At 46.8% G+C, this 21,367-nt stretch carries 22 protein-coding genes; 16 read left to right on the top strand and 6 right to left on the bottom strand.

Annotation, left to right across the window (positions count from 1 at the left end; all coding sequences use genetic code 11):
* The first annotated feature begins 87 nt into the window (after nt 1-87).
* From ACFSR5_RS02040 to ACFSR5_RS02055, 4 genes are all read left to right on the top strand, one after another.
* Entirely contained in the window at nt 88-369 is a 282-nt protein-coding gene (locus ACFSR5_RS02040) for a hypothetical protein (RefSeq protein ID WP_380900191.1), read from the top strand.
* Nucleotides 370-372: 3 nt separating this feature from the next.
* Nucleotides 373-660 carry a hypothetical protein gene (locus ACFSR5_RS02045; protein WP_380900193.1) on the top strand — a complete coding sequence of 96 codons (288 nt, stop codon included), beginning with the start codon at nt 373-375 and terminating at the stop codon, nt 658-660.
* 1 nt (nt 661) lies between these two features.
* Nucleotides 662-2,329: a PepSY-associated TM helix domain-containing protein gene (locus tag ACFSR5_RS02050; RefSeq protein ID WP_380900195.1), complete on the top strand. Its 1,668-nt coding sequence runs from the start codon at nt 662-664 to the stop codon at nt 2,327-2,329.
* 120 nt (nt 2,330-2,449) lie between these two features.
* The gene (locus ACFSR5_RS02055) at nt 2,450-2,962 is read left to right on the top strand and encodes a pyridoxamine 5'-phosphate oxidase family protein (protein ID WP_380900197.1); all 513 of its coding nucleotides are present in this window, start codon (nt 2,450-2,452) and stop codon (nt 2,960-2,962) included.
* A 17-nt stretch (nt 2,963-2,979) separates the two neighbouring features.
* Here the strand turns inward: ACFSR5_RS02055 and ACFSR5_RS02060 are convergent, their stop codons facing one another.
* Both ACFSR5_RS02060 and ACFSR5_RS02065 read right to left on the bottom strand, forming a co-directional pair.
* Nucleotides 2,980-3,891 (bottom strand): SPL family radical SAM protein, encoded by a 912-nt coding sequence (locus tag ACFSR5_RS02060; RefSeq protein ID WP_380900199.1) that lies wholly within the window; start codon nt 3,889-3,891, stop codon nt 2,980-2,982.
* A gap of 55 nt (nt 3,892-3,946) precedes the next feature.
* Complete coding sequence (locus ACFSR5_RS02065; RefSeq protein WP_380900201.1) at nt 3,947-6,484, bottom strand: tetratricopeptide repeat protein; 2,538 nt, start codon at nt 6,482-6,484, stop codon at nt 3,947-3,949.
* A 215-nt stretch (nt 6,485-6,699) separates the two neighbouring features.
* Between ACFSR5_RS02065 and ACFSR5_RS02070 the strand changes: the two genes are divergently transcribed.
* From ACFSR5_RS02070 to ACFSR5_RS02105, 8 genes are all read left to right on the top strand, one after another.
* Entirely contained in the window at nt 6,700-7,080 is a 381-nt protein-coding gene (locus ACFSR5_RS02070) for a DUF2200 domain-containing protein (protein ID WP_380900203.1), read from the top strand.
* Between the two features lie 117 nt (nt 7,081-7,197).
* Entirely contained in the window at nt 7,198-8,142 is a 945-nt protein-coding gene (gene metA / locus ACFSR5_RS02075; RefSeq protein ID WP_380900205.1) for a homoserine O-acetyltransferase MetA, read from the top strand.
* Between the two features lie 140 nt (nt 8,143-8,282).
* Nucleotides 8,283-9,062, top strand: coding sequence for an SDR family oxidoreductase (locus ACFSR5_RS02080; protein ID WP_380900207.1), 780 nt, complete (start codon nt 8,283-8,285; stop codon nt 9,060-9,062).
* A gap of 94 nt (nt 9,063-9,156) precedes the next feature.
* Nucleotides 9,157-9,483, top strand: coding sequence for a DUF6660 family protein (locus ACFSR5_RS02085; RefSeq protein WP_380900209.1), 327 nt, complete (start codon nt 9,157-9,159; stop codon nt 9,481-9,483).
* A 150-nt stretch (nt 9,484-9,633) separates the two neighbouring features.
* Nucleotides 9,634-13,950, top strand: a complete 4,317-nt coding sequence (locus ACFSR5_RS02090) for a CusA/CzcA family heavy metal efflux RND transporter (RefSeq protein WP_380900211.1) — start codon at nt 9,634-9,636, stop codon at nt 13,948-13,950.
* Between the two features lie 8 nt (nt 13,951-13,958).
* A complete protein-coding gene (locus ACFSR5_RS02095; protein ID WP_380900213.1) occupies nt 13,959-15,263 on the top strand; it encodes an efflux RND transporter periplasmic adaptor subunit in 1,305 nt (434 codons plus the stop codon).
* A gap of 14 nt (nt 15,264-15,277) precedes the next feature.
* The gene (locus tag ACFSR5_RS02100) at nt 15,278-15,700 is read left to right on the top strand and encodes a Fur family transcriptional regulator (protein WP_380900215.1); all 423 of its coding nucleotides are present in this window, start codon (nt 15,278-15,280) and stop codon (nt 15,698-15,700) included.
* A gap of 105 nt (nt 15,701-15,805) precedes the next feature.
* Entirely contained in the window at nt 15,806-17,800 is a 1,995-nt protein-coding gene (locus tag ACFSR5_RS02105; protein ID WP_380900217.1) for a heavy metal translocating P-type ATPase, read from the top strand.
* A gap of 67 nt (nt 17,801-17,867) precedes the next feature.
* Here the strand turns inward: ACFSR5_RS02105 and ACFSR5_RS02110 are convergent, their stop codons facing one another.
* Genes ACFSR5_RS02110 through ACFSR5_RS02125 form a run of 4 tightly spaced genes read right to left on the bottom strand, consistent with a single transcriptional unit; the run spans nt 17,868 to nt 19,046 of the window.
* Complete coding sequence (locus ACFSR5_RS02110; RefSeq protein ID WP_380900219.1) at nt 17,868-18,194, bottom strand: c-type cytochrome; 327 nt, start codon at nt 18,192-18,194, stop codon at nt 17,868-17,870.
* A gap of 31 nt (nt 18,195-18,225) precedes the next feature.
* On the bottom strand, nt 18,226-18,438 hold the full coding sequence (locus ACFSR5_RS02115; RefSeq protein ID WP_380900221.1) for a hypothetical protein: 213 nt from the start codon (nt 18,436-18,438) through the stop codon (nt 18,226-18,228).
* Between the two features lie 20 nt (nt 18,439-18,458).
* Nucleotides 18,459-18,884 carry a nuclear transport factor 2 family protein gene (locus ACFSR5_RS02120; RefSeq protein WP_380900222.1) on the bottom strand — a complete coding sequence of 142 codons (426 nt, stop codon included), beginning with the start codon at nt 18,882-18,884 and terminating at the stop codon, nt 18,459-18,461.
* Between the two features lie 27 nt (nt 18,885-18,911).
* The gene (locus ACFSR5_RS02125) at nt 18,912-19,046 is read right to left on the bottom strand and encodes a hypothetical protein (protein ID WP_380900224.1); all 135 of its coding nucleotides are present in this window, start codon (nt 19,044-19,046) and stop codon (nt 18,912-18,914) included.
* 419 nt (nt 19,047-19,465) lie between these two features.
* Between ACFSR5_RS02125 and ACFSR5_RS02130 the strand changes: the two genes are divergently transcribed.
* The 4 genes from ACFSR5_RS02130 (at nt 19,466) to ACFSR5_RS02145 (ending at nt 21,320) form a co-directional block, all read left to right on the top strand.
* On the top strand, nt 19,466-20,107 hold the full coding sequence (locus tag ACFSR5_RS02130) for a hypothetical protein (RefSeq protein WP_380900226.1): 642 nt from the start codon (nt 19,466-19,468) through the stop codon (nt 20,105-20,107).
* Nucleotides 20,108-20,202: 95 nt separating this feature from the next.
* On the top strand, nt 20,203-20,529 hold the full coding sequence (locus tag ACFSR5_RS02135) for an AraC family ligand binding domain-containing protein (RefSeq protein WP_380900228.1): 327 nt from the start codon (nt 20,203-20,205) through the stop codon (nt 20,527-20,529).
* A 10-nt stretch (nt 20,530-20,539) separates the two neighbouring features.
* Entirely contained in the window at nt 20,540-20,872 is a 333-nt protein-coding gene (locus ACFSR5_RS02140) for a phosphoribosylpyrophosphate synthetase (protein WP_380900230.1), read from the top strand.
* A 10-nt stretch (nt 20,873-20,882) separates the two neighbouring features.
* Entirely contained in the window at nt 20,883-21,320 is a 438-nt protein-coding gene (locus tag ACFSR5_RS02145) for an RrF2 family transcriptional regulator (protein ID WP_380900232.1), read from the top strand.
* The last annotated feature ends 47 nt before the right edge of the window (nt 21,321-21,367 follow it).

Genomic DNA, 21,367 nt, shown 5'->3' on the forward strand with positions numbered 1-21,367 from the left:
CGCCGTTTTAGATGAAACAGGCGTTAGCAGTGAAAATTTATGTTTAGTACCATCTGTCTTTTATATTTCGGGAGTTTCTTGTGTTGGATGAACACATCTAAACGCATCGCGTGGGCAAATCGTCCGGCAATAGTGGCCTCCTGGCACAAACACCCCAATCAAAGCCGCTATATGGCGACGGCCTTATTTGTCGTGGCCACCGTTGGCTGTGTGCTCCTTTTGGGCATCGGAAGTGGTTTATTTACGGCTATCGTCTTGTTGATGCTGGCCGGAAGTCTGTCTGTGCTCTTTTTCCCGTTCCGTTATTTCGGGTTGCGTGAGATGCTGATCCTATATGCCGTCTGTTTATGTCTCGAATTGATTTTCTAAGTTATGCCTGCAAATAAAAAATATTTAACGAAATCCCCGTGGCTCCGCCTCTCGAAAATCTTGGCGGGAACGGTAGGAGGGTACGCGGTGATGTTGAGCTTTCACGTCGCTTTAACATCGTTTTTGCCCAAAAATGAAGTCGTTGCGACAGCGTTCATCACGGGCTATATCTTGTGGGCCTTTTTGTTGCTTTGGGCGTTCGTGGCTAAAAGTGTGTGGCGGGTGTGGTTCACGTATTTGCTGTTGTCTGCGCTGTTTTTAGTTCCTTACCTTTTAACCACCCAATTTTAATATGGATCAGCGAAAGTACAATATCTATTTTCATACGCACACGATTAGTGGGATCATTATTGCGGCGTTGTTGTTCGTGATCTTTTTCGCGGGCTCGTTTTCTTTCTTCAAAGATAATATTAGCGCCTGGCAGAAAGGCAAATCGGTGACAAATGGGGAGGTACAGGCCGATTATAACTATTTGTTGGATTCCCTTTCCAAGAATTACAACCTGCTGGGACGTAACCTGGACTTTTATTTGTTACGGCAAGGCCAAGGGTCATATGTGAACCTAACGGGCTCGCAGGATACAACAATCAGCAAGCCGAAGCCAAAAACAGAAAAAAGGGGGCGGGGCCGACGCAGTGCAGACGAAGATTCGGCGTATTTTCTATATTATTTTGCGGATAAGACACCGACAAGCTACGCCGAGGGCTACGATATGGGCGAGTTCTTGTACCGTCTCCATTTCTTAGCGCAGTTAAACCAAATACCTATTCACATCGGAACGCCATTTGGTTACTTGTTGGCGGGCGTGGTCGCATTCTTGTTTTTATTTGCACTGATCACCGGTTTGTTCTTACACTGGGATAAAATTAAAACCAACTTTTTCGTATTCCGTCCGTGGAGCAAATGGAAAACGGTTTGGACGGATATGCATACGGCCCTGGGAGTGATTGGGTTTCCGTTCCAGTTGGTATTTGCAGTCACGGGTGTGATCTTGATCGTCAATTTCATCCTCATATCGCCTTTCAGTAAATTGCTGTATGATGGGAACGATCAGAAAGTGTATGAAGAGCTGCAGTATAACAAAAGCATGCACGTCGAGTATACGTATACGCCGCTTCAGGGCAAGTTCGATATGAACGGTTTTGTAGCAAAATGGCAAGAACGATGGAAGGGAAGCAAGATTACGCGGATTTACGTACGCAATTTTCAGGACAAAAGCATGCAGGTGGGCATTGAAGCCAAGCCGGATCCTGCCGTGGCTTTTGCTGGTTCGGGCTTCGCCATCGAAGAGATCGGAACCGGAAAAATCCTGGAATTGAAATCGCCGACGACCGACAGAAATTATATTGACGGCGTAAAGAGCCTTATTTACCACCTACACTTTGGTGATTTTGGTGGAAAACCCCTGCAAATTGTATTTTTCGTATTGGGTTTGATGGGCTGTCTGGTCATCATTTCTGGTATTATGATATGGCTGGTCGCCCGGGATAAGCAGCATATACCGGCCTACAAGCGCAAATTTAACTTTTGGGCAGCAAACTTCTTCTTGGCGGGTTGTCTCAGTATGTTGCCGGTCACGGCATTCACCTTTATCATGCTGAAGATGTTGCCGGACGTCAACCAATCGGTTATCTATACAACGTATTTCTACAGTTGGCTTCTTGTGGGTGTTTACCTCATGGCCCTGAGAAACCTGGTATGGATGAACAAACAGGTCTTGATTTTGTCGGTGGTTCTATGTATGCTCGTGCCCGTGGCAAATGGCGTAGGCTCAGGCTTATGGATGTGGACAACGTGGAAAACGGGAGCATTTGACATCTTTTTTATAGATGCGTTGTTTATGGCCTTAGCGGTCGTCTGTGCATTCGCTTTTGTACGTGTGCAGAAAGAAGGAAAACCTTTTGGTATCCTGAAAACGAAACCTGCACAAAAAGAAAAAGAATTGGCGAAGGTCGTTTAAAGCAATAGGACACCAAACGGGTAATCGTCGCCCGCATAAAAAGGTTCAATAGGTATACCACCGGTTGAACCTTTTCTTTTTCCTCGTGTTCTTAGGTGGTATAACCATCAAACGAACATCATGGAAGAAATCAACAATCAAAATCTTTCGGGAGAGGAGGCGTTGGCGAAGATAAGGGAAATTACAGCGGATGCGAAGACCTGCTTCTTTTGTACCGACATACGAACAGGGGTGCCGATGTCGGTACGCCCGATGAATATTTTACAGGTGGATGATTCGGGGTATTTCTGGTTTATGACCGCGGAGTATACGCGTAAGGATGATGAGGTGCTGGAAAATCCATTTGTACATGTATTGGTGCAACGGGAAAGCGGACATGGATTTCTGAATATATATGGGATAGCTGAACCTCAGGATAATCCCGAAAAAGCGAAGGAGTTGTGGCGACCAGAGCTGGACGTTTGGTTCGATGGACCGGAAGATCCTCAGATCGTACTGATTCGGGTAGAGGTGCTCGATGGTCACTACTGGGATAATAAAAGCAGTGCTCCAGTCGCGGCGTTCAAGAGCTTGAAGGCGCTGATCACGGGGAAGCGGGAGGATAATGGCGTGCAAGGAGATATTGAAATTTAGGGTATTCCCTGAATTCCTTAGCACGCAGCGTCCTGCTGTTCGACCGTGAAGAGCGTATTCTGGAGCCCATAGCTCCTGCTTAAGGCTTCGGTTTTCTGACGAAAGGCATCCCGGTAATAAAAGGGAAGCTGGTGATTATGTTGGAAGAGCCGGTCGTATGTTGCCCGTAGGTGAGGAAAGTGCTTGTCGATGGCTCGCAAAACGAGTGTTTTGTTGTCGCTCGCTTGGGTGCCCTGCACGTGTAGCGTGGCGGGGAATATGTACTGCGCACCTGCCTGTTTGAAGGTATCGAACATGTGCTCGAGGTGCTCTGCCGTATCGGTGATGTAGGGCAGCAAGGGCATAAGGCTCACACCGGTATGCAGGCCTTTCTCCGAAGCGGAGCGCAGCGCTTCTAATCGTACCGATGGAGTAGGGGCGCCCGGTTCGAAGATATGTGCCAGTGCATCGTCGGTCGTTGCAAACGAGAACGTAACAAACGCTCGGTGCGACACGCGGTCGCGTAAATCGTCGGGCAGAATGCTCACCTCGTCGATGCGTTGAAGGAGATCGAAATCGCGGCAGATTAGGTTGGACTTGCTGATCATATGCACCGGAAAACGATGCTTTAGGATAACCTCCAGCAGACTTCGCGTCAAAAGCTGTGTTTCCTCGGGATAACTGTACGGGTCTGTCGCCGAAGAAAGAACGATAATTCCGTATTGCTTTTTGCGTGCACGGAGGGTCAGCTGTTTGTCCAACAAGGCAATGGCATGGCTCTTTGCCTGAACTTTTTCCGCCATATTGATCCCGTATTTACTTCCACGGATGTAACAGTACAGACAATTGAACGAGCAACCGCTGTAGGGGTTTAGGGTATAATCGTCCAGAAACCACGGATCCCGCTGTTTGGTTTTGTTCAATACGGATTTGACGGTGAAGTGCTGCATGATAATCTTGTTGTACAACGTTACCGAAATATACGGTTTTTTTTGGCGATGCCGGCTACCCGGAACCCGACAGGTCGTTTTTCTCGCCCCAGGCCAACCATTTACGATACATGCTCGGGTTTTTCCATACGGGATCTTCTCCATAGAAAAACATCAACCGCGCAAAGGCGTGGGGATAGGCCGCCACCCGCAATGCGGCCTCGTAATGTTTGATCGCTTTCTTCGTGTCTTGCGGCACTTCCAACCCTTGGTCGTAAAGAATTCCGTAATAGATATCGGAAAAACTTTTTTGCTTATCTTTTTTCAACCACTTGATCAGTTTGTCCATAGCCCGCTGCTGGTAGTAAATTTCAGCTATGTGGTCATCTTTGAACTGATAGAGCTTCCGCGCGCGCAGGTAGAAATCCAACGCTTTATCATAGTCCTGGACCACATATTCGCCGTAGTAATATAAATCGCCTGCATTGACGTAGCCCATTCCATTTCCGAGATCGCCCGCACGGGTATAGCAGAAAAGTGCCTTCTCGATGTTCTGCTCGTAGCCAAACCCGTTTTGGTACAGGTAACCGATGTCGTTCCAAGCCATGCCATAATCGTTCTCCGCGGCTTGTTCGTACCAAGGTATCGCTTCCGCATATTCCTCCTCGTCTAAATAGGCCGAGGCGAGGTTAAACTGCGCTTCTGCATTCCCCCGCTCGGCAGCAAGGCGGTACAAGAGCAGGGCTTTTTCCGGTTGGCCGGCGCGTTCGCATCGACGCGCTTGCCGGTTCAGATGGCCCGTATCCCATTCGTGGTAGAAATGTTCGCCGAGCTGTTGTTCCAGCTTCTGGTAGTGAGCCATGAAATAGGCTTGGTCCGCCTGGTCGAGTTGATGATAATTTTCATGCATATCGGCCATCTCAGGGATGGTCATTTCGTGCAGTTGTCGGGACAGGTCAACGGACAGCAGTTTGCCGTTCCGGTAAACATAGAGTAGGGACACGGAATCGTCAATCGACCGGTGCACGTAATCGAAGGGTTCACTGAGACTACCCGTGTGGTCGTCGTAAACGACCATGGTTTGATCCGTTTGCGTTATTCGAAAATAGCCATGGTAGCAATAGTGGATCTGCCGGTGCGCTGGGGAGGGCGCAATAATCCACCGATCCTGGGTAAGATGATAGTACCCCCATTGTCCTTGTACACGCAGGAAAAAGGTATTGGGCTGGTCACACGCAAAGCGTTCAACACGGACCTGTTCGATGGATGTATCGACTAGACGAAAGGCCTGTGCTTTGGTATCGAACATCAGCCACTGTTTGTTTTTGCGGATGGCAAAGCCGCTATAGTTCTCAAATGTGCCTCCTATCAGCTGATCTACGTGCTCCAGGAAAACCTGACCCTGTGGATCGATGAGCGAAATCTTCTTCTGCAGTTTGTTGGCGCTACTGGCGAAATATCCATGACCGATAAAATCGAGACTGTCTTCCAAAAATTCGCCCAAATAGACGCCATGAAGGGTGTAATAACGGTGTTTTGATGTACTTTTTGTTTTCGTGTAGAGCAGGTATGGATACGCTATTTCGTACGGTGCGTCTGATCGGTCTGTGATTAGAATCTCGTTTTTGAGGTTGAGCACCCGGAAGCCTCCTTCGTCTTTCACATTGTAAAGTCCAAGCGCGATATGGTCGATGGAGCTATAATCTGCGGGCAAAAGCAGTCGGTTTTGTTCCACATCCAAAACGCCTTGTTTTCCATCTTTGGTGACGATGCCGACCTGAAAGGCCCGTTGCTCGGGAAGGGTCTGCAGATAGGCTTGATCCACGATAGCGTAGTAATCTATATCCTGGACATACGAAACACAGTCGATGGTATCGACATCAAAGGCATCGTCCCATGCGCACGGTACGGCGAGCACGCCCTTATTTGTTAAATAGCCGAAGGCCTCTGCTTGCCGTACAACGGCGTAACCGGAACGGCTAAAGGCATAAATATCATCGTATAATGCGCTGGTCAACAGCGCGCCTTGCCGATCGTTGATGCCGAATTTCCCCTGTTCTTCGAAGACTTCTGTGTAGCCATCTCCATACAACTCTTCATTCCAATAGCCTAAGCCGTAGTGGATCCAATCGGTTCGCAAGAGATCTAAAAAGGAAAGGTCTCTGTACGTCCGCTGCAATACGTCCTGCAGCGGTTCAAGACGCTGTGTTGCCAAGGTTGTGTCTACGATGCCGGCATAGTCACGCATCTCCTGCACCCAGCTTTTTGCCTGCTCTTCATGGCGTTCTTCGTTCATGTTAAATACGTCGGTGGCGTCGATGTGCAACCGGTCGTAAGGCAAGCCACGCAACAGGGCGAATATTTTCTCTTTGGCCAACTGGAAATCATCGTCACGGCTAAGTTCATACTGTTGCTCCAGCAGGTCGTAAAACCGCTCCAGTTTTTCAATACCTGTGTGCAGATCGAAGACGAGCTCTGCTTTTCGATGTCGGGGATCCCCGACAAACAAAGGATAGAGCAAGTGCGGTATTTCGTACTTCCATTCCCCCAGGTAGGTCTCGTAGTAGGTGTTTGTTTTGCTGTCTACATTATAAACATAGAGTCGATGTGCCATGTCAAAGTCGAATGAACGGTTATACACGTCCCCGTGAGATCGCTAACCACAGCCAAGTTGTGCGCACAGAAAGCCTAGATGATGCTCCGGGAGTTGTTTTTTTCTTCCCATCAAAGGTACTTCGGATCTGGAGGATATCTATCCTTGGAAACCGGTATTTTTTTATGATCTGGATTTTCTGAAGATATTTAATAAATTTATAGGAGCGTTTAAAAATGAAGAATGTTATGGAAAATATGGACAAACATGATCAACGTATCGCGCAAATGACTTTCGCATCGGTTTATCCCCATTATGTGACAAAAGTGGAAAAAAAGGGGAGAACAAAGGAAGAACTGCATGCAGTCATCCAATGGTTGACAGGCTTCGATGACGCAGCATTGGAAAAACTGATTGCAGAAAAGGTGACATTCGAAACCTTTTTTCAACGGGCCACACTGCATCCGAATGCGACGTCGATAACAGGCATGATTTGCGGATACCGCATTGAAGATATAGAGAACCCATTGACGCAGCAAGTCAGGTACTTGGACAAAGTGGTGGATGAGCTGGCCAAGGGAAGAAAACTGGAGAAAATTATGCGTACGGGTTCGTGATTGGCGACAGAGACCGTTGCAGGAGGGTTTTATGCCGTAGGTTCACATCGTCTATCTTTTACTTCCCATTAATTCTTCGTATTTTTGTGCCCGTATACCATTGAAGGAGGAGAAACCGTGCCAGTCAAAATACCCGATAATCTGCCAGCGATAGAGCTTTTAAAGAAGGAGAATATTTTTGTGATGAACGATCTACGTGCTGATGCCCAGGATATTCGTCCGCTTCGTGTGCTCATACTGAACTTGATGCCGATCAAAATCACAACCGAGACGGATTTTATTCGGCTGTTGTCAAACAACCCATTACAGGTTGAAGTGGAATTCCTTCGGTTAGACACCCATACACCCAAAAATACATCGGAAGAACATTTAGAGTTATTTTATAAAGGCTTTGGCGAGGTGACAGATAATTATTACGATGGAATGATTATCACAGGTGCTCCGGTAGAGATGATCAAATTCGAGGAGGTGACCTATTGGGAGGAGATCAAGATGATTTTCGATTGGGCACAGCGCCATGTGACTTCCACGCTTTATATTTGCTGGGCATCGCAGGCGGCGCTTTATCATTTTTACGGCGTGGAAAAGGTGCCTTTGCAAGAGAAATTGTTCGGGGTATTTAAACATACGGCCGTGGAAAAAGGGCATCCGCTCTTCCGCGGTTTTGATGATGAATTTTTTATCCCGCACAGCCGGCATACCACCATATTAAAAACGGATCTTGCCGAAAAGGAAAAGATAACAATCTTATCCGAATCGGACGATGCTGGAGTGGCTATTGTTTCCTCAAGGGGAGGAAGGGAGTTTTATTTGACAGGGCATTCGGAGTATGCGCCTTTAACCCTGCACGAAGAATATATGCGGGATGTAGAAAAAGGATTAACGATCGCCATGCCACAAAATTATTATGCCCATAACAACCCGGTAAATCCACCGCTGGTACGCTGGGCGAGCCATGCAAATTTGCTTTTCAACAATTGGCTGAATTATTTTGTATATCAGGAAACGCCTTTTGATTTACGGGATGTGGAGCATTTAGGAGAGATCAAGCAACAGAGTTAAATAGGCGATGGTGTGCGGCTGGCATAGTCCGACGCGTGTAGGCGCGCCTGTCGCGTGCAGTTCTTGGACGAATACGATGGCGCTGCCCGGGTCAAACGGAAATAAACCTTATCTTTGTTTCGTACATAAACTGAAATGGCATGAGTAAGGTGTTGATAACCGGCGGAACCGGAGCTTTAGGCAGATTGATTGCCTCTCGGATAGACCGTCACGACAAGGAGATAGCGATCTTAACATCCCGCACGGATACCGTGGATCTCGATCACGTAACGGTATATCATGGCGACTTGGCACGCGGAACGGGACTTGCCGACGCTATCCACGGAAGTCAGACCATTATCCATTGTGCCAGTAATCCGCGTGATTTTCAATCCGTGGATATCGAAGGGACGATGAAATTGCTTGCCGCAATCCCCACCGGCGAGAAGCCCCACATCATTTATATTTCTATGGTTGGTGTCGATCAAAGTACGTACCCCTATTATCAAGCGAAGTGGGCCGTAGAACGGCAACTGGCCAACAGTGGCTACCCGTTCAGTATACTCCGGACAACACAATTCCATCACTTCGTCGAGGCATTTATCGAGATGCATCTTGCTGATGCAGGTAGCGAAAGTTGTATCCCTTCGGGATTACGTTTCCAGTCGGTTGATTGTACGGAGGTGGCCGACAGGTTGATCTCCATGGCCGCCGCCGGACCCTCAGGGCTCGCCCCAGATTTCGGAGGCCCCGAAATAATCACGTTGGAAACCATGTTCAAGCAGTATCTGGAAAGCTATCAGATGCCGCTCTCCTGGGAAACGAAACCGCTAGACGGACCGCGGTATGCACTATTTCGTAGTGGTATCAATCTATGTCCAGCACATCGGGAGGGACGGATTTCGTGGCGTGAATTTCTATACCAGCGCCGCAATGGTTGACGCCTCTCGTCCAGTCAAGTGGTTCGTAAACTTTTTCTGTATATTTTTCTTTTGCAATACCGTTGCGTTGTTTTATTTTCTAGATTTGCTCTGAATGAGATGGTTGACAACGATATTAGCTGTTTACCTGCTGGGACTTCTGCTGATCCCTTGCAGCGATATGGATACGCGTTTCGCCGATCAGCATATCGAACCGACCAGTCAACAGAAACACGAGCACGAGCATACACGGAATGATGGTTGTTCTCCACTTTGTTGTTGTTCGTGTTGCAGTGCCACGATCACGTCAGTTGATGTTCTCCATCCGACACTCGATGCGCCGCTATCGATCCTGTTATCGGTAACACAAGGTATAGAGACTTTATCCATTATCCCTGAATACCCCTCAAGTATTTGGCAACCGCCAAAAATCAACGCATAAATTCGTATCGTATATCGTTCACATCGATGGAAACTGCTGATCAGCGTTTTATCGATGGACGGTTTATGGCTGATTTTCTTTAGATCTGTTTTTCAAGACATCTTCGATGTTCATGGAAAGCGGATGATTCGCTTATTAACAAGACATGTTGTGTTAGATCATATTATCAAATTTAGTATTAAGAACAAGATCATTATCGGATTAATGACTTTACTCTTGATTATTTGGGGGGCGTGGAGTGCAACGAAATTACCGATCGATGCGGTTCCCGACATCACCAATAACCAGGTGCAGATTTTTACTTCCTGTCCGACGTTGGCCGGTCAAGAGGTGGAACAATTGGTTACTTTCCCTATCGAGCAAAGCATCGCGAACGTCCCCAGGGTGGAGGAAATTCGTAGTATATCCCGGTTTGGACTTTCCGTGATTACCGTTGTTTTTGAAGAAGACGTCGACATCTACTTTGCGAGACAGCTCATCAACGAACAGCTAAAGGAAGCGGTAGAAGATATCCCCGAAGGGATCGGTTCCCCAGAGATGGCACCGGTGAGTACGGGATTGGGCGAGGTATATCAGTATATCATTCACCCAAAGAAAGGCAGCGAAGCAAAATACAATGCGAAAGACCTCCGCGCCATGCAGGACTGGATTGTCGCCCGGCAGCTTTACGGAACGCCGGGTATCGCCGAGGTAAACAGTTTTGGTGGAGAACTGAAACAATATGAAGTGGCGGTCAATCCAGATCGATTGAAAGCGATGAACGTAAGCATCCCCGAAATATTTGCTGCCCTGGAGAACAACAATCAGAATACGGGAGGTGCCTATATCGATAAGAAACCCAATGCCTATTTTATCCGGGGTATCGGGCTCGTGACCTCCCTGGAAGATGTCGGCAACATTGCTGTCAAGATGTCGGGGGCCATACCGGTGTATGTAAAAGATGTGGCCGATGTTCGGTTCGGAAGTGCGGTGCGCTATGGCGCATTAACCTACAATGGGGAGGTGGATGCCGTGGGGGGAGTGGTTATGATGCTAAAGGGCGAAAACAGCAATGAGGTGGTTAAACGCATAAAAGAGAAGTTGCCTACCATTCAGAAATCGCTGCCCGAGGATGTCGTCATCGAGCCGTATTTGGACCGGACAGATCTAGTGGGGCGTGCAATCAGTACGGTCGAGAAAAATCTTATTGAAGGGGCACTAATCGTTATTTTCGTACTGGTGGTTTTCTTGGGGAACCTCCGCGCCGGACTGATTGTGGCCTCTGCAATTCCGTTATCACTGCTGTTTGCGCTGGGTATGATGAATGTGTTTGGCGTTAGCGCAAATTTAATGAGTTTAGGCGCGATCGATTTTGGGCTGATCGTGGATGGGGCAGTAATCGTGGTAGAAGCTACCTTGCATCATCTGGGGCTACGTAAATCCACCGAACGACTGACGCAGCAGCAAATGGATGACGAGGTTTTTGAGTCGGCGTCTAAAATACGGACAAGTGCCGCATTTGGCGAAATCATTATTTTGATCGTCTACATACCGATATTGACGCTCGTGGGCGTAGAGGGGAAAATGTTCACGCCAATGGCGAAAACTGTTGGTTTCGCCATTTTGGGTGCGCTCATTCTTTCACTGACATATATCCCAATGATGTGTGCTTTATTTTTACCGAAGAAAAATAGCTCGAAAAAGACATTCAGCGATCGACTGATCGATCGGTTACAACAGGTGTACCAGCCTTTGCTGCAGAAAGCAATCCGGATGAAATACCTGATCGTTACGGCTACTGTAGCGGTATTTGCTCTTGCCGTATTGCTGTTCAGTCGCTTGGGCGGAGAATTTATTCCGCAGTTGCAGGAGGGGGATTTTGCTTTTCACTGCATCCTTCCTCAAGGGAGCTCCTTGAGTCAAAGTATAGAAACATCAATGAAGGCGTCCCGCATTATCAAAGAATTTGACGAGGTGGACATGGTGGTCGGCAAAACGGGCGCGGCCGAAGTACCCACGGATCCAATGCCTCCGGAGGCAACAGATATGATGGTGGTGTTGAAGCCGGAAAGTGAGTGGACATCCGGACGCAGTTACAACGAACTGGCTGATGCGATCATGGAAAAATTGGAGGTTATTCCCGGCGTGTTCTTCGAAAAAAACCAGCCTATTCAGATGCGCTTTAACGAACTGATGACAGGGATTAGACAGGATGTAGCCGTGAAGATTTTTGGCGAAAACATGGATACGTTGGCCGTATATGCTGAACAGGTCAGTCGGGTCGTTCAATCGGTGGAAGGTACAACGAGCCCACAGGTAGAGCGCGTAAGCGGGTTGCCGCAAATTAATATCACCTACGATCGCACACGAATAGCAAACTATGGGGTCAGCATCTCGGCCGTCAATGATGTAGTCAGCACCGCTTTTGCTGGAAAGCGAGCAGGACAGGTGTACGAAAACGAACGTCGTTTTGATTTGGTTGTCCGATTGGATAGTGCCGCACGGAGCAGCATAGCGGATGTGAACAACCTGATGATACCGACAGCAACCGGGGTACAGGTCCCGTTATCTCAATTGGCTACAGTCGCCTACAAGCTAGGCCCAGCACAAATAAGCCGGGAAGCAGGAAAACGACGTATCGTGATTGGCTTCAATGTGGCGGGCCGCGATGTGCAAAGTGTCGTCAACGATATCCAAGAGCGGTTAGAAAATCAGGTAACATTACCGTCGGGCTACTACTTTACATATGGGGGACAGTTTGAAAACTTACAGAAGGCCAGTGCCCGCTTATTGATTGCGGTACCAATATCGCTATTGCTCATCTTTATGTTACTTTATTTCACGTTCCATTCGGTAAAACAGGCTATCCTTATTTTTACAGCGATTCCGATGAGTGCGATTGGTGGGGTCTTCGCTCTTCTGGTCCGTGACATGCCCTTCAGCATCAGTGCGGGTATCGGGTTTATCGCCTTGTTTGGGGTAGCGGTATTGAATGGTATTGTGCTGATCGGAACATTCAATCAACTAGAAAAAGAGGGCATCACGGATGTGCTCGAACGGGTAAAACGAGGAACGCAAATCCGGTTGCGGCCGGTACTGATGACGGCATTGGTCGCGTCCTTCGGTTTTTTGCCGATGGCGGTGAGCAGTAGCGCAGGAGCAGAGGTGCAGAAACCGTTGGCAACGGTGGTGATCGGTGGACTGACGACAGCTACTTTTCTAACCTTGTTTGTCTTGCCCCTGTTGTATATGATTGTTCAGGGACGGTTTAGTTTTAAAAAAGGAAAATCTATGAAAGCAACGATGATGATCTTGATCGGTGTGTTGTTGGGCATATCACCCGGATGGGCACAGAAACGCATGCCCATTGAAACGGCTTTGGAGGTCGCCTTGCAGCGCAATCAGCAATTCAAGATAAATGAAGCCGAAGTACAACGTGCAACCTTTGCGGGTAAAACGGCTACAGATATTCCGAAAACGGGCGTTTTTGTGGAGAACGAAGATTTTAGGCCTTCGGATCATGCCGGGATCTTAAAGATTGGCGTCTCCCAAGAAATCGCCTGGCCGGGATTGTATGCCGCGCGCCGTGCGTACCTGCAGGAGCAGTTGGTGTATGCACAGATGAATAAGCAGTTGTTAGAGGCAACTATTATTCGAGATGTTCGGGCGGCGTATTATCAATTGTGGTATTTACAGGATCGGCAGGCGTTATATGAACAGTTGGATAGCATTTACTTATCGTTGTCTAAAGCGACAAATCTTCGGTTCCGCACGGGAGATGTGGCTGCTTTAGACAAAATAGCGGCTGAAGCGAAGGCAAATGAGCTGCGTGCGCAGATGGAACAGAACAAGAAGGAAATGCTGGTTCAACAACAACAGCTCATGATGTTGTTAAATCAGCCTGAATGGATTTTGCCCTTAGCGTCTTCGCTCGGAAAGGTGGAGGTCAATATAGGAGAGGGGGGAGATGGTCATCCGGCACTGGATCTGCAGCAACAGAATATCCGTATTGCCGAAAAAAATATTGCCGTGCAGCGAAATAGCAATGGCCCTGATTTTTCCGGACGTTTTTTCTCGCAACGTTTGTGGGGAGCGAAGGACCCTTTTACCGGTTTCTCGGTGACGGCGTCTTTTCCGTTATTTAATTGGAATACAACTAAAAATAAAGTGAAGGCAGCGCGTGCAGCACGGGAGGTCGAAGAACAGACATTCCAGTTCAAGAAATTGGAATGGCAAACGCAACAACGGAATGCAGCAGCGGAAATTGAAAAGAATATGGCTTTGCTGGCATTTTACGAATCGTCTGGACTCCAGCAGGCCGATGAAATTATGCAAGCGGCCACGCTAAGCTACTCAACGGGCGAAATCGGTTTTGCCGAATTGAGTCAATTTTTGAGCCAGGCGATCGGTATTCGCCAGAATTACCTGGATGTCTTGAATGTATATAATCAATCGGCCATTCAATTCCATTATTTTACGAATAAATAGTCAACAACATGAAGGGATTCAACTATATATTTACAGTGCTGTCGTGTACGCTACTATGGACGGCATGCGGACCATCTCACTCGGAAGGAGATGGACACAACCATAGCGGTAAAGAACGTGTGGAACAGGAGGGAAAAGAAAGCCACGTGCAGGAAGAAGAAGAATCGACCGTTACATCACTGACAGCGGAACAGATGGCTGCGGTCGATATCCGTTTTGGCAACATCGAACGGAAAAATTTAACCGCGACTATTAAGGCAAATGGCGTGTTGAGCGTGCCGAACCACAATAAGGCGAATGTAACGCCGCTGTATGGCGGGGTCGTGAAAACGTTACGGGTACAACTCGGAGATCAGGTGCGTAGAGGGCAAGTGGTGGCTACGGTAGCTAACCCACAGTTTATCCAGGTGCAGGAAGAATACCTCACCGTGAATAGTCGGATCGTACTCGCCGAACAGGAATTGCAACGGCAACGCGAACTTAACGAAGGGAATGCTGGAGCACGTAAAAACTTGCAAGCCGCCAATACGGAGGTGAATGCGCTTCGGACAAGAAAGTCATCACTGCAACAGCAAATACAGCTTATGGGGATCGATCCGTCTTCCTTGGCTAACGGTAATTTACGATCCACGTTATCGGTGGTCAGCCCGATCAGCGGGACCGTGAGCAATGTGTTTGCAAAAATAGGAAGTTATGTGGATGTGGCTGCTCCGGTAGTCGAAGTCGTGGACAATAGTTTGATTCATTTAGATCTACAGGTCTTCGAGAAAGATCTGCCCCACATCAAAGTCGGCCAACTGGTTCATTTTACATTGACAAATAATCCGACGACAACCTATACCGCCAAAGTGTTCACGATTGGCGCTTCATTCGAAAACGAAAGTAAATCGGTTGCTGTACATTGCGCGGTGGTAGGTGATAAACAAGGGTTGATTGATGGGATGAATACCATTGGCTCCGTAGGCCTGAAGGACGTGCTTCTGGATGCTGTTCCGAATGAGGCCATTGTCGAAGCCGATGGTAAGTTTTACGTATTTGTTCAGACCGGCAAAGAAGGCGAAGAACATCACGACGAAGAGGGACATGTGCACACGGATGGCGAAGGACATGCACACAGCCATGAGGATAGCAAAGCAGATTCGGGACGAATAAACTTCGAAAAAATGGAGGTTACGAAAGGGGTTTCCGACATGGGCTATACCGCAATAACACCCGTACGCGCAATCCCTGTCGGAGCGAGAATCGTTACGAAGAATGCGTTTTTTATCCTTGCGAAAATGAACAACACCGGCGGGCATGATCATGGACACTAAGACGAAGTAACAGGATGAAAAAGGAAATAGAAGACAAGCTTATCCAAAAGCACACCAAGCCAACAACGATGCGCATTTTAGTCTATGAAGTGCTTATGCAGCACGACATAGCGCTATCCCTATCGGAAATTGAACGCGCTTTTCAGGTGGCTGATCGCGTAACGATATATCGTACGTTGAAAACATTTGAAGAGCGGGGAATTGTACACCGCATTTCGGAAAACAATACATCCAAATACAAATTGTGCGGAGAAACTTGTACAGCAGAGAAACATCAAGATCGGCATTTACATTTTTATTGCAAGCATTGTAAGGAAACAACATGCGGTACTACTATTCAATTGCCTTCTGGCCTTGACGCATCCGTGAAAATCGATGAGGTGCGATTTTTTGCTACAGGAACGTGCACCCTTTGTCTGAAAAAAGGTTTGCAATAGTATTGCACGTATTTGATGTGTACCTTTATGTTGACAACACCGCTGTGATGATCGAAGGCTTTGGACAGATAGCGGTGCAGAACAAAAGAATAAAATAAATGGACTATGAAAAATGATGCCATGGATACGCAAAAAAAGGTTCCTGCCCAGCAGCATCGAGACGACGGGTGCTGCTCGGTAGACACGCATGCGAATGCGCAGGTTGATGCAGATGGGCACGATCACTCCGAAGGGGCGCAACGGCCCTTCAGGCTGTTTGCACCGGCGATGATCTCTTTATTATTTCTTTTATGCGCCATTGCGTTCGACAACTGGATCCCACAGCCTTGGTTTTCAGGCTGGGTACGTTGGGTCTGGTATGTGATCGCCTACTTACCGGTGGGCTTTCCCGTGATAAAAGAAGCACTGATCAGTATACGAAAAGGGGACGTGTTCTCTGAATTTTTGTTGATGTCAATTGCAACGATTGGCGCATTTGCTATTGGCGAGTACCCCGAAGGAGTGGCCGTTATGTTATTCTATTCGGTAGGAGAGGTGTTTCAAACGCTGGCGGTTTCCCGCGCCAAGGGCAACATCAAAGCGCTGTTGGACCAGCGCCCGGATGAAGTAACGCTTCTGGTTCCGGGGGGAACAAAAACGATCCGCGCAGTGGACACAGAAATTGGAGCTGTCATCCTGCTCAAGCCTGGAGAAAAGTTGGGGCTCGATGGTATTTTACGTTCCGAACGGGCTGCTTTTCATACAGCCGCGTTAACCGGAGAAAGTAAACCCGATAATAAAACGAAAGGGGAGGTCGTGTTGGCCGGAATGATCAACTTGCAATCGCCTAGCCAGGTGGAGGTAACAGCCGCTTATCACGATAGCAAATTAAGCAGGATTTTGGAATTGGTTCAGCAGGCCACAGCACAGAAGGCTCCAACAGAACTTTTCATCCGGAAATTTGCCAAAGTATATACGCCGATCGTTGTTTTTTTAGCCATAGGCATCTGCCTGCTTCCTTGGATGTTTGTAGACGATTATTCGTTTCAGGTGTGGCTGTATAGAGCGCTCGTATTTTTGGTGATTTCTTGTCCGTGTGCGTTGGTCATATCCATACCGCTCGGCTACTTTGGAGGGATAGGTGCGGCCAGCCGAAATGGCATACTGTTCAAAGGAAGCAATTACTTAGACACGCTGGCCTCGGTTGACCATGTGGTCATGGATAAAACGGGAACAATGACTGAAGGTGTCTTTCAGGTTCAAGAGGTCAATTTTGTGGAGGGAACCGAACAAAAGAAGATGTTAGACTGGGTGAATATGTTGGAAAGCCACAGTACGCATCCCGTTGCGACCGCCATTCGCCAGTATGTAGGCGAACTCGATCCGCGTATTTCGTTGCAACACGTCGAAGAAATAGCCGGACATGGCCTGCAAGCGAACGTGGAAGGAAAGCAGCTTTTGGTCGGTAATTTTAAATTGCTCGACCGGTTTGGTATTCCGTATGACATCGATCCTGCAAAAATTGCATACACGACCATTGCCGTCGCACTGGATGGAAAGTTTGTGGGGTATTTGACCATCGCAGATCAACTAAAAGAAGACGCACAACGTACGGTTAACCTGCTGCATCGGCTACGGGTCAAGGTGACGATGTTGAGTGGGGACAAAAACAATGTGGTGCAGCAGGTGGCTGACACGTTGGGGATTGATAAAGCCTTTGGTGATCTGTTGCCGGAAGATAAAGTATCGAAATTACAGGCCATTAAATCGGCTGGCGAACGGGTAGCTTTTGTTGGCGATGGGGTAAACGATGCTCCGGTGGTTGCCTTAAGTGATGTCGGTATTGCGATGGGCGGACTTGGAAGCGATGCGACCATCGAAACAGCGGATGTCGTTATACAGGACGATAAGCCTTCGCGAATTCCGATTGCTATTGAAATCGGGAAACAAACCAAACGTGTCGTTTGGCAAAATATTTCCTTAGCTTTTGTCGTCAAAGCGATTGTACTCGTACTGGGGGCTGGCGGCTTGGCGACGATGTGGGAGGCCGTCTTTGCAGACGTCGGTGTGTCGCTGATTGCCATCCTAAATGCCATACGCATCCAAAAAAGAACCTTTTAAAGCGTACAACACATTCCAATATCGAGTAAATGCCAAACGCATTTACTCGATGTTGTGAAAGTAGGCGTTAGTTTTCCTTGGCGTTGACAATCAAGTATGCACGCACCAATTGCCCATCGCGATCATTCAGCTTGGCTTTGGGGATCATGCGCTTGACGATGCGGTTCCACTGCTCGGGATTACGCGTTTCCGGTTGCTTCAGATCATGACATTTGCCACAGTTATTCGTAAAAAGTACCTTCCCTTCAGCGATCTGCTCGCTATTGTATTGTGCTAAAATTTGTTCTTTGCTTTCTACCGGAAGTGCGCGGATGACTTCACTGGCCTTTGGAAAACAGCCAACGAGTACACTGACAGTCAAGGCCGTCAGGCTTAAGATTTTTAGTTTTTTCATGGTTGTATAGATATGATCTCTTCTTACTCCTTTAACTGTTTTCGCCTCTATTTTGTTTGGATAAATCCGCTAAATAGCTCTGAATGATGAAAGCTGGATCCAAGGAAACGTGCGTGACGAGGACCAAGCGCTCGGCATCGCGTAGACGAAACGAGATAAACGTCCAACCAACGTACGTATGTTCAACAAAAAGGCGTGCCCATGCTGCCGTAGGAGCAGGGCAAGCCTTTTTTGCTTCAATCATCGGAATAGGAAAATGATAGCTTATGGATAAGTCGTTACGACTTTGCTAATTTTCCACCCCTCTTTGCTGTGATTTAAGGTAATGTAGTCAACCCGCGTAAAATTGGAGAATTTCATGGTCGCTTTGGCAACGCAGGCCTGTCCGCTCTCATCCAAAATTTCATAATCTGTTTCACAGTTAAATTTCAAACCTTTGTGTTTATTCAGAAAACTGGTATACTCCTTTTTTCCAAAACGTTTATTGCTCGCCGTGTTATGATATTCAAAATCATCCGCAAACAGAAATTTGTTCATACCAATGCTACCTAAAGTAGTCGCTTCCAAATAAACATGGACGATACTCTTCGAATTATAATCTTTCAGCGGATCTAATTTTTCTGCTGCGAAGCTGCCGAATGATACGAATAAGATCATGGTAATGGCGATGGTGGTTAGTACTTTTTTCATGACTTTATGTTTTTTGTTTACTAATTTCTAAAGGTGTTCAATCGTTAAATTTGTCGTTCCAAAACTAGAAGATGCCTGCTTGTTCCTGAAGCTAAATTCGATGGAAACTTCTATTTTCTCGGTCAACACCACGTTGGTGTCGGTAAAAATTGTGTGGGTCATATTTACGTTATTTAAATAATACATTCGTCTATGCCACTGGAGAGACAACTTGATTGCCAATGCGTTAACATATTGTAAGTCATGTAGTTATAATTAAACAAAGTGGGGCGTCCCTGTTCGGATTTGAACACATCGTGTGCGGAATCGAACGGGTTTCGGCGTATTTTTCGTTCGATAGGAATGAGGTGGCAAAAGAGCGTTATTTCCAGCAGGCAATTAAACTTGTTGCGTTGGGTTACATCCAACGTGTACATGGGAGCTTATGAAACGCCGATGTTTCCGGAAACATATGTGCACGCCATATGACCAGTAAACAATAAATGATAGGCATATGAAATAACTAGATGGATAGGCCGCGCAACACGGTTGACAATCCGTTGGATATTCCATATAATTGCTCAAGAACTAAGGATGTACATATGAATTATTGGATGCTTTTTTTTCTGCTGTTAATCCATTCAACAAACGCATGCGCACAACGTGCATCGATAACGACGGATATTTTCGGTAATCTTGATTTTACGTCGGTTGATGGCAGATACACCGCCACCTTAGAAAAAAATATTTTTTCTGATCTGATATTTTCCGATAGCAAACAGAACGAAGTCGTATTTGAAAAGAAGTATGTAGAGAAACAATATGCCGGAATAGTAAGAAATAAGAAAAAACAGACGGCCTTATTCCAGAATCTTATTCGGCAGTATGCAAAGCAATCCGGCTATCGGGCGAAATACCGGATTGATATTTTTGACAACATACGCATAGAAGATAATCGAGGTTATCAATGGGAAGAGGGAACGGATATCTTTGGAAACGAAACGCTTGAAGAGGTGAATGGGGGAATAAAAACATCGTTGAAAAGAACCATACAGGGCGGGCTTGAATTTTCACAAGGCACGGAGCGCGGAACTTTAAAAAAAGATATATTCGATGTTTGGCATTACGAAGATACCTACGGCAACCACGTTCAATTTGGCAAACCGGCTTGGAAGCGCCTTTTGAACCGCTTTGGCGACGACAAAGAAGTTTTTATCCATCTCCTTAATCAATATTTTTTTTGAATTTTAGTGCGACAGGCCACTTTTAAAACTAATAATGGATATTCTTGTCTTTTATTTTTTTTGATTACCTTTGTTCTATACATACTTCTTAGGTTATGCAGGTGAAATCTATCTTAACGCACGTGACATACGACGATAAACATCCGAAATTGGAGGTTTTACTCGATACCGAACGTAGCCGGGAAATTCGGATAGCGTTTCAGTCTGGACAGCATTTGAAAGAACACCAGGCGGCGGTTCCTATCCTCATTCAGGTGGTCGAGGGCGAAATTGATTTTGGGACAGAAGGGGGCCGACAGGCTCTTCCAACCGGCACCTTGATCGCGTTGGAACCTAACGTACCGCATGATTTGATCGCAACCAAACAGAGCATCGTCCGTCTTTCTTTGCACAAAGACGTAGATGGCCGTGTAGATAAATAAAAGAGATCATATGACGAATTCAACAAACAAATACAACTACGACACATTAAGCGAAGCGGTAAACGATTTGCAGAAACGGGGTTATACACAGGATTTTCTAATCGAGGATCGCAAAGAATGTTTGTTTTGCAAGGATCATTCGTTAGAGCTGTCGCCTGAGGAATTTGTGATTGACGAAATCCATCGATTCGAAGGACTGACCGATCCGGCAGATGAAAGTATCGTATTTGCTATTTCTTCAGATAAGCATAACATCAAAGGATTGGTGATCAATAGTTTTGGCGCTGAATTTGGTTATCGTTCCTCAAAACTCGTCGAAGAACTTCATCTTAAGGCCAGGTAGATCTGTAGCTATGGGGATTTTTTCAAAAACATGTGAATATGCTATGCGGGCGGTTTTTTTCATCTCGCAAAAGTCTCAACAAGGTAATAAGACGGGTATTAAGGAAATTGCAGAAGGTATTGATTCTCCCGAACACTTTTTGGCAAAGATCCTTCAAAAATTGAGCCGGGAGGGGATCATCCAATCAAGTAAAGGGCCTAATGGTGGCTTCTTTCTAGATAGTACGAACTTTAGCCGGCCGCTGGCCGATATCGTCGCTGCGATCGAAGGCGACCAAATTTTTGTTGGCTGTGGTATGGGATTGAGTTATTGCTCAGAAGAAAACCCATGTCCGCTACATCAGGAATTTAAAAAGGTCAGGGATCAACTGATCCGGATGCTCCACACAACCACCATCGGGCAATTTAATGAAGAATTGATACAGGGGCAAATGACATTGAATAAGTAAATCTTTTTTTAACTAAATAAAGGACAAAAAAGTCTTTTATTAAAATG

This window comes from Sphingobacterium suaedae (genome assembly GCF_042684625.1).
GTDB lineage: Bacteria > Bacteroidota > Bacteroidia > Sphingobacteriales > Sphingobacteriaceae > Sphingobacterium > Sphingobacterium suaedae.

Coding starts and splice junctions, on each gene's coding strand:
- ACFSR5_RS02055 (WP_380900197.1), top strand. CDS start 2,450: ATGGAAGAAATCAACAATCAAAATCTTTCGGGAGAGGAGGCGTTGGCG.
- ACFSR5_RS02130 (WP_380900226.1), top strand. CDS start 19,466: ATGAATTATTGGATGCTTTTTTTTCTGCTGTTAATCCATTCAACAAAC.
- ACFSR5_RS02070 (WP_380900203.1), top strand. CDS start 6,700: ATGAAGAATGTTATGGAAAATATGGACAAACATGATCAACGTATCGCG.
- ACFSR5_RS02115 (WP_380900221.1), bottom strand. CDS start 18,438: ATGATTGAAGCAAAAAAGGCTTGCCCTGCTCCTACGGCAGCATGGGCA.
- ACFSR5_RS02105 (WP_380900217.1), top strand. CDS start 15,806: ATGAAAAATGATGCCATGGATACGCAAAAAAAGGTTCCTGCCCAGCAG.
- ACFSR5_RS02135 (WP_380900228.1), top strand. CDS start 20,203: ATGCAGGTGAAATCTATCTTAACGCACGTGACATACGACGATAAACAT.
- ACFSR5_RS02100 (WP_380900215.1), top strand. CDS start 15,278: ATGAAAAAGGAAATAGAAGACAAGCTTATCCAAAAGCACACCAAGCCA.
- ACFSR5_RS02145 (WP_380900232.1), top strand. CDS start 20,883: ATGGGGATTTTTTCAAAAACATGTGAATATGCTATGCGGGCGGTTTTT.
- ACFSR5_RS02140 (WP_380900230.1), top strand. CDS start 20,540: ATGACGAATTCAACAAACAAATACAACTACGACACATTAAGCGAAGCG.
- ACFSR5_RS02120 (WP_380900222.1), bottom strand. CDS start 18,884: ATGAAAAAAGTACTAACCACCATCGCCATTACCATGATCTTATTCGTA.
- ACFSR5_RS02065 (WP_380900201.1), bottom strand. CDS start 6,484: ATGGCACATCGACTCTATGTTTATAATGTAGACAGCAAAACAAACACC.
- ACFSR5_RS02045 (WP_380900193.1), top strand. CDS start 373: ATGCCTGCAAATAAAAAATATTTAACGAAATCCCCGTGGCTCCGCCTC.
- ACFSR5_RS02085 (WP_380900209.1), top strand. CDS start 9,157: ATGAGATGGTTGACAACGATATTAGCTGTTTACCTGCTGGGACTTCTG.
- ACFSR5_RS02125 (WP_380900224.1), bottom strand. CDS start 19,046: ATGACCCACACAATTTTTACCGACACCAACGTGGTGTTGACCGAGAAA.
- ACFSR5_RS02040 (WP_380900191.1), top strand. CDS start 88: ATGAACACATCTAAACGCATCGCGTGGGCAAATCGTCCGGCAATAGTG.
- ACFSR5_RS02050 (WP_380900195.1), top strand. CDS start 662: ATGGATCAGCGAAAGTACAATATCTATTTTCATACGCACACGATTAGT.
- ACFSR5_RS02060 (WP_380900199.1), bottom strand. CDS start 3,891: ATGCAGCACTTCACCGTCAAATCCGTATTGAACAAAACCAAACAGCGG.
- ACFSR5_RS02080 (WP_380900207.1), top strand. CDS start 8,283: ATGAGTAAGGTGTTGATAACCGGCGGAACCGGAGCTTTAGGCAGATTG.
- ACFSR5_RS02110 (WP_380900219.1), bottom strand. CDS start 18,194: ATGAAAAAACTAAAAATCTTAAGCCTGACGGCCTTGACTGTCAGTGTA.
- ACFSR5_RS02095 (WP_380900213.1), top strand. CDS start 13,959: ATGAAGGGATTCAACTATATATTTACAGTGCTGTCGTGTACGCTACTA.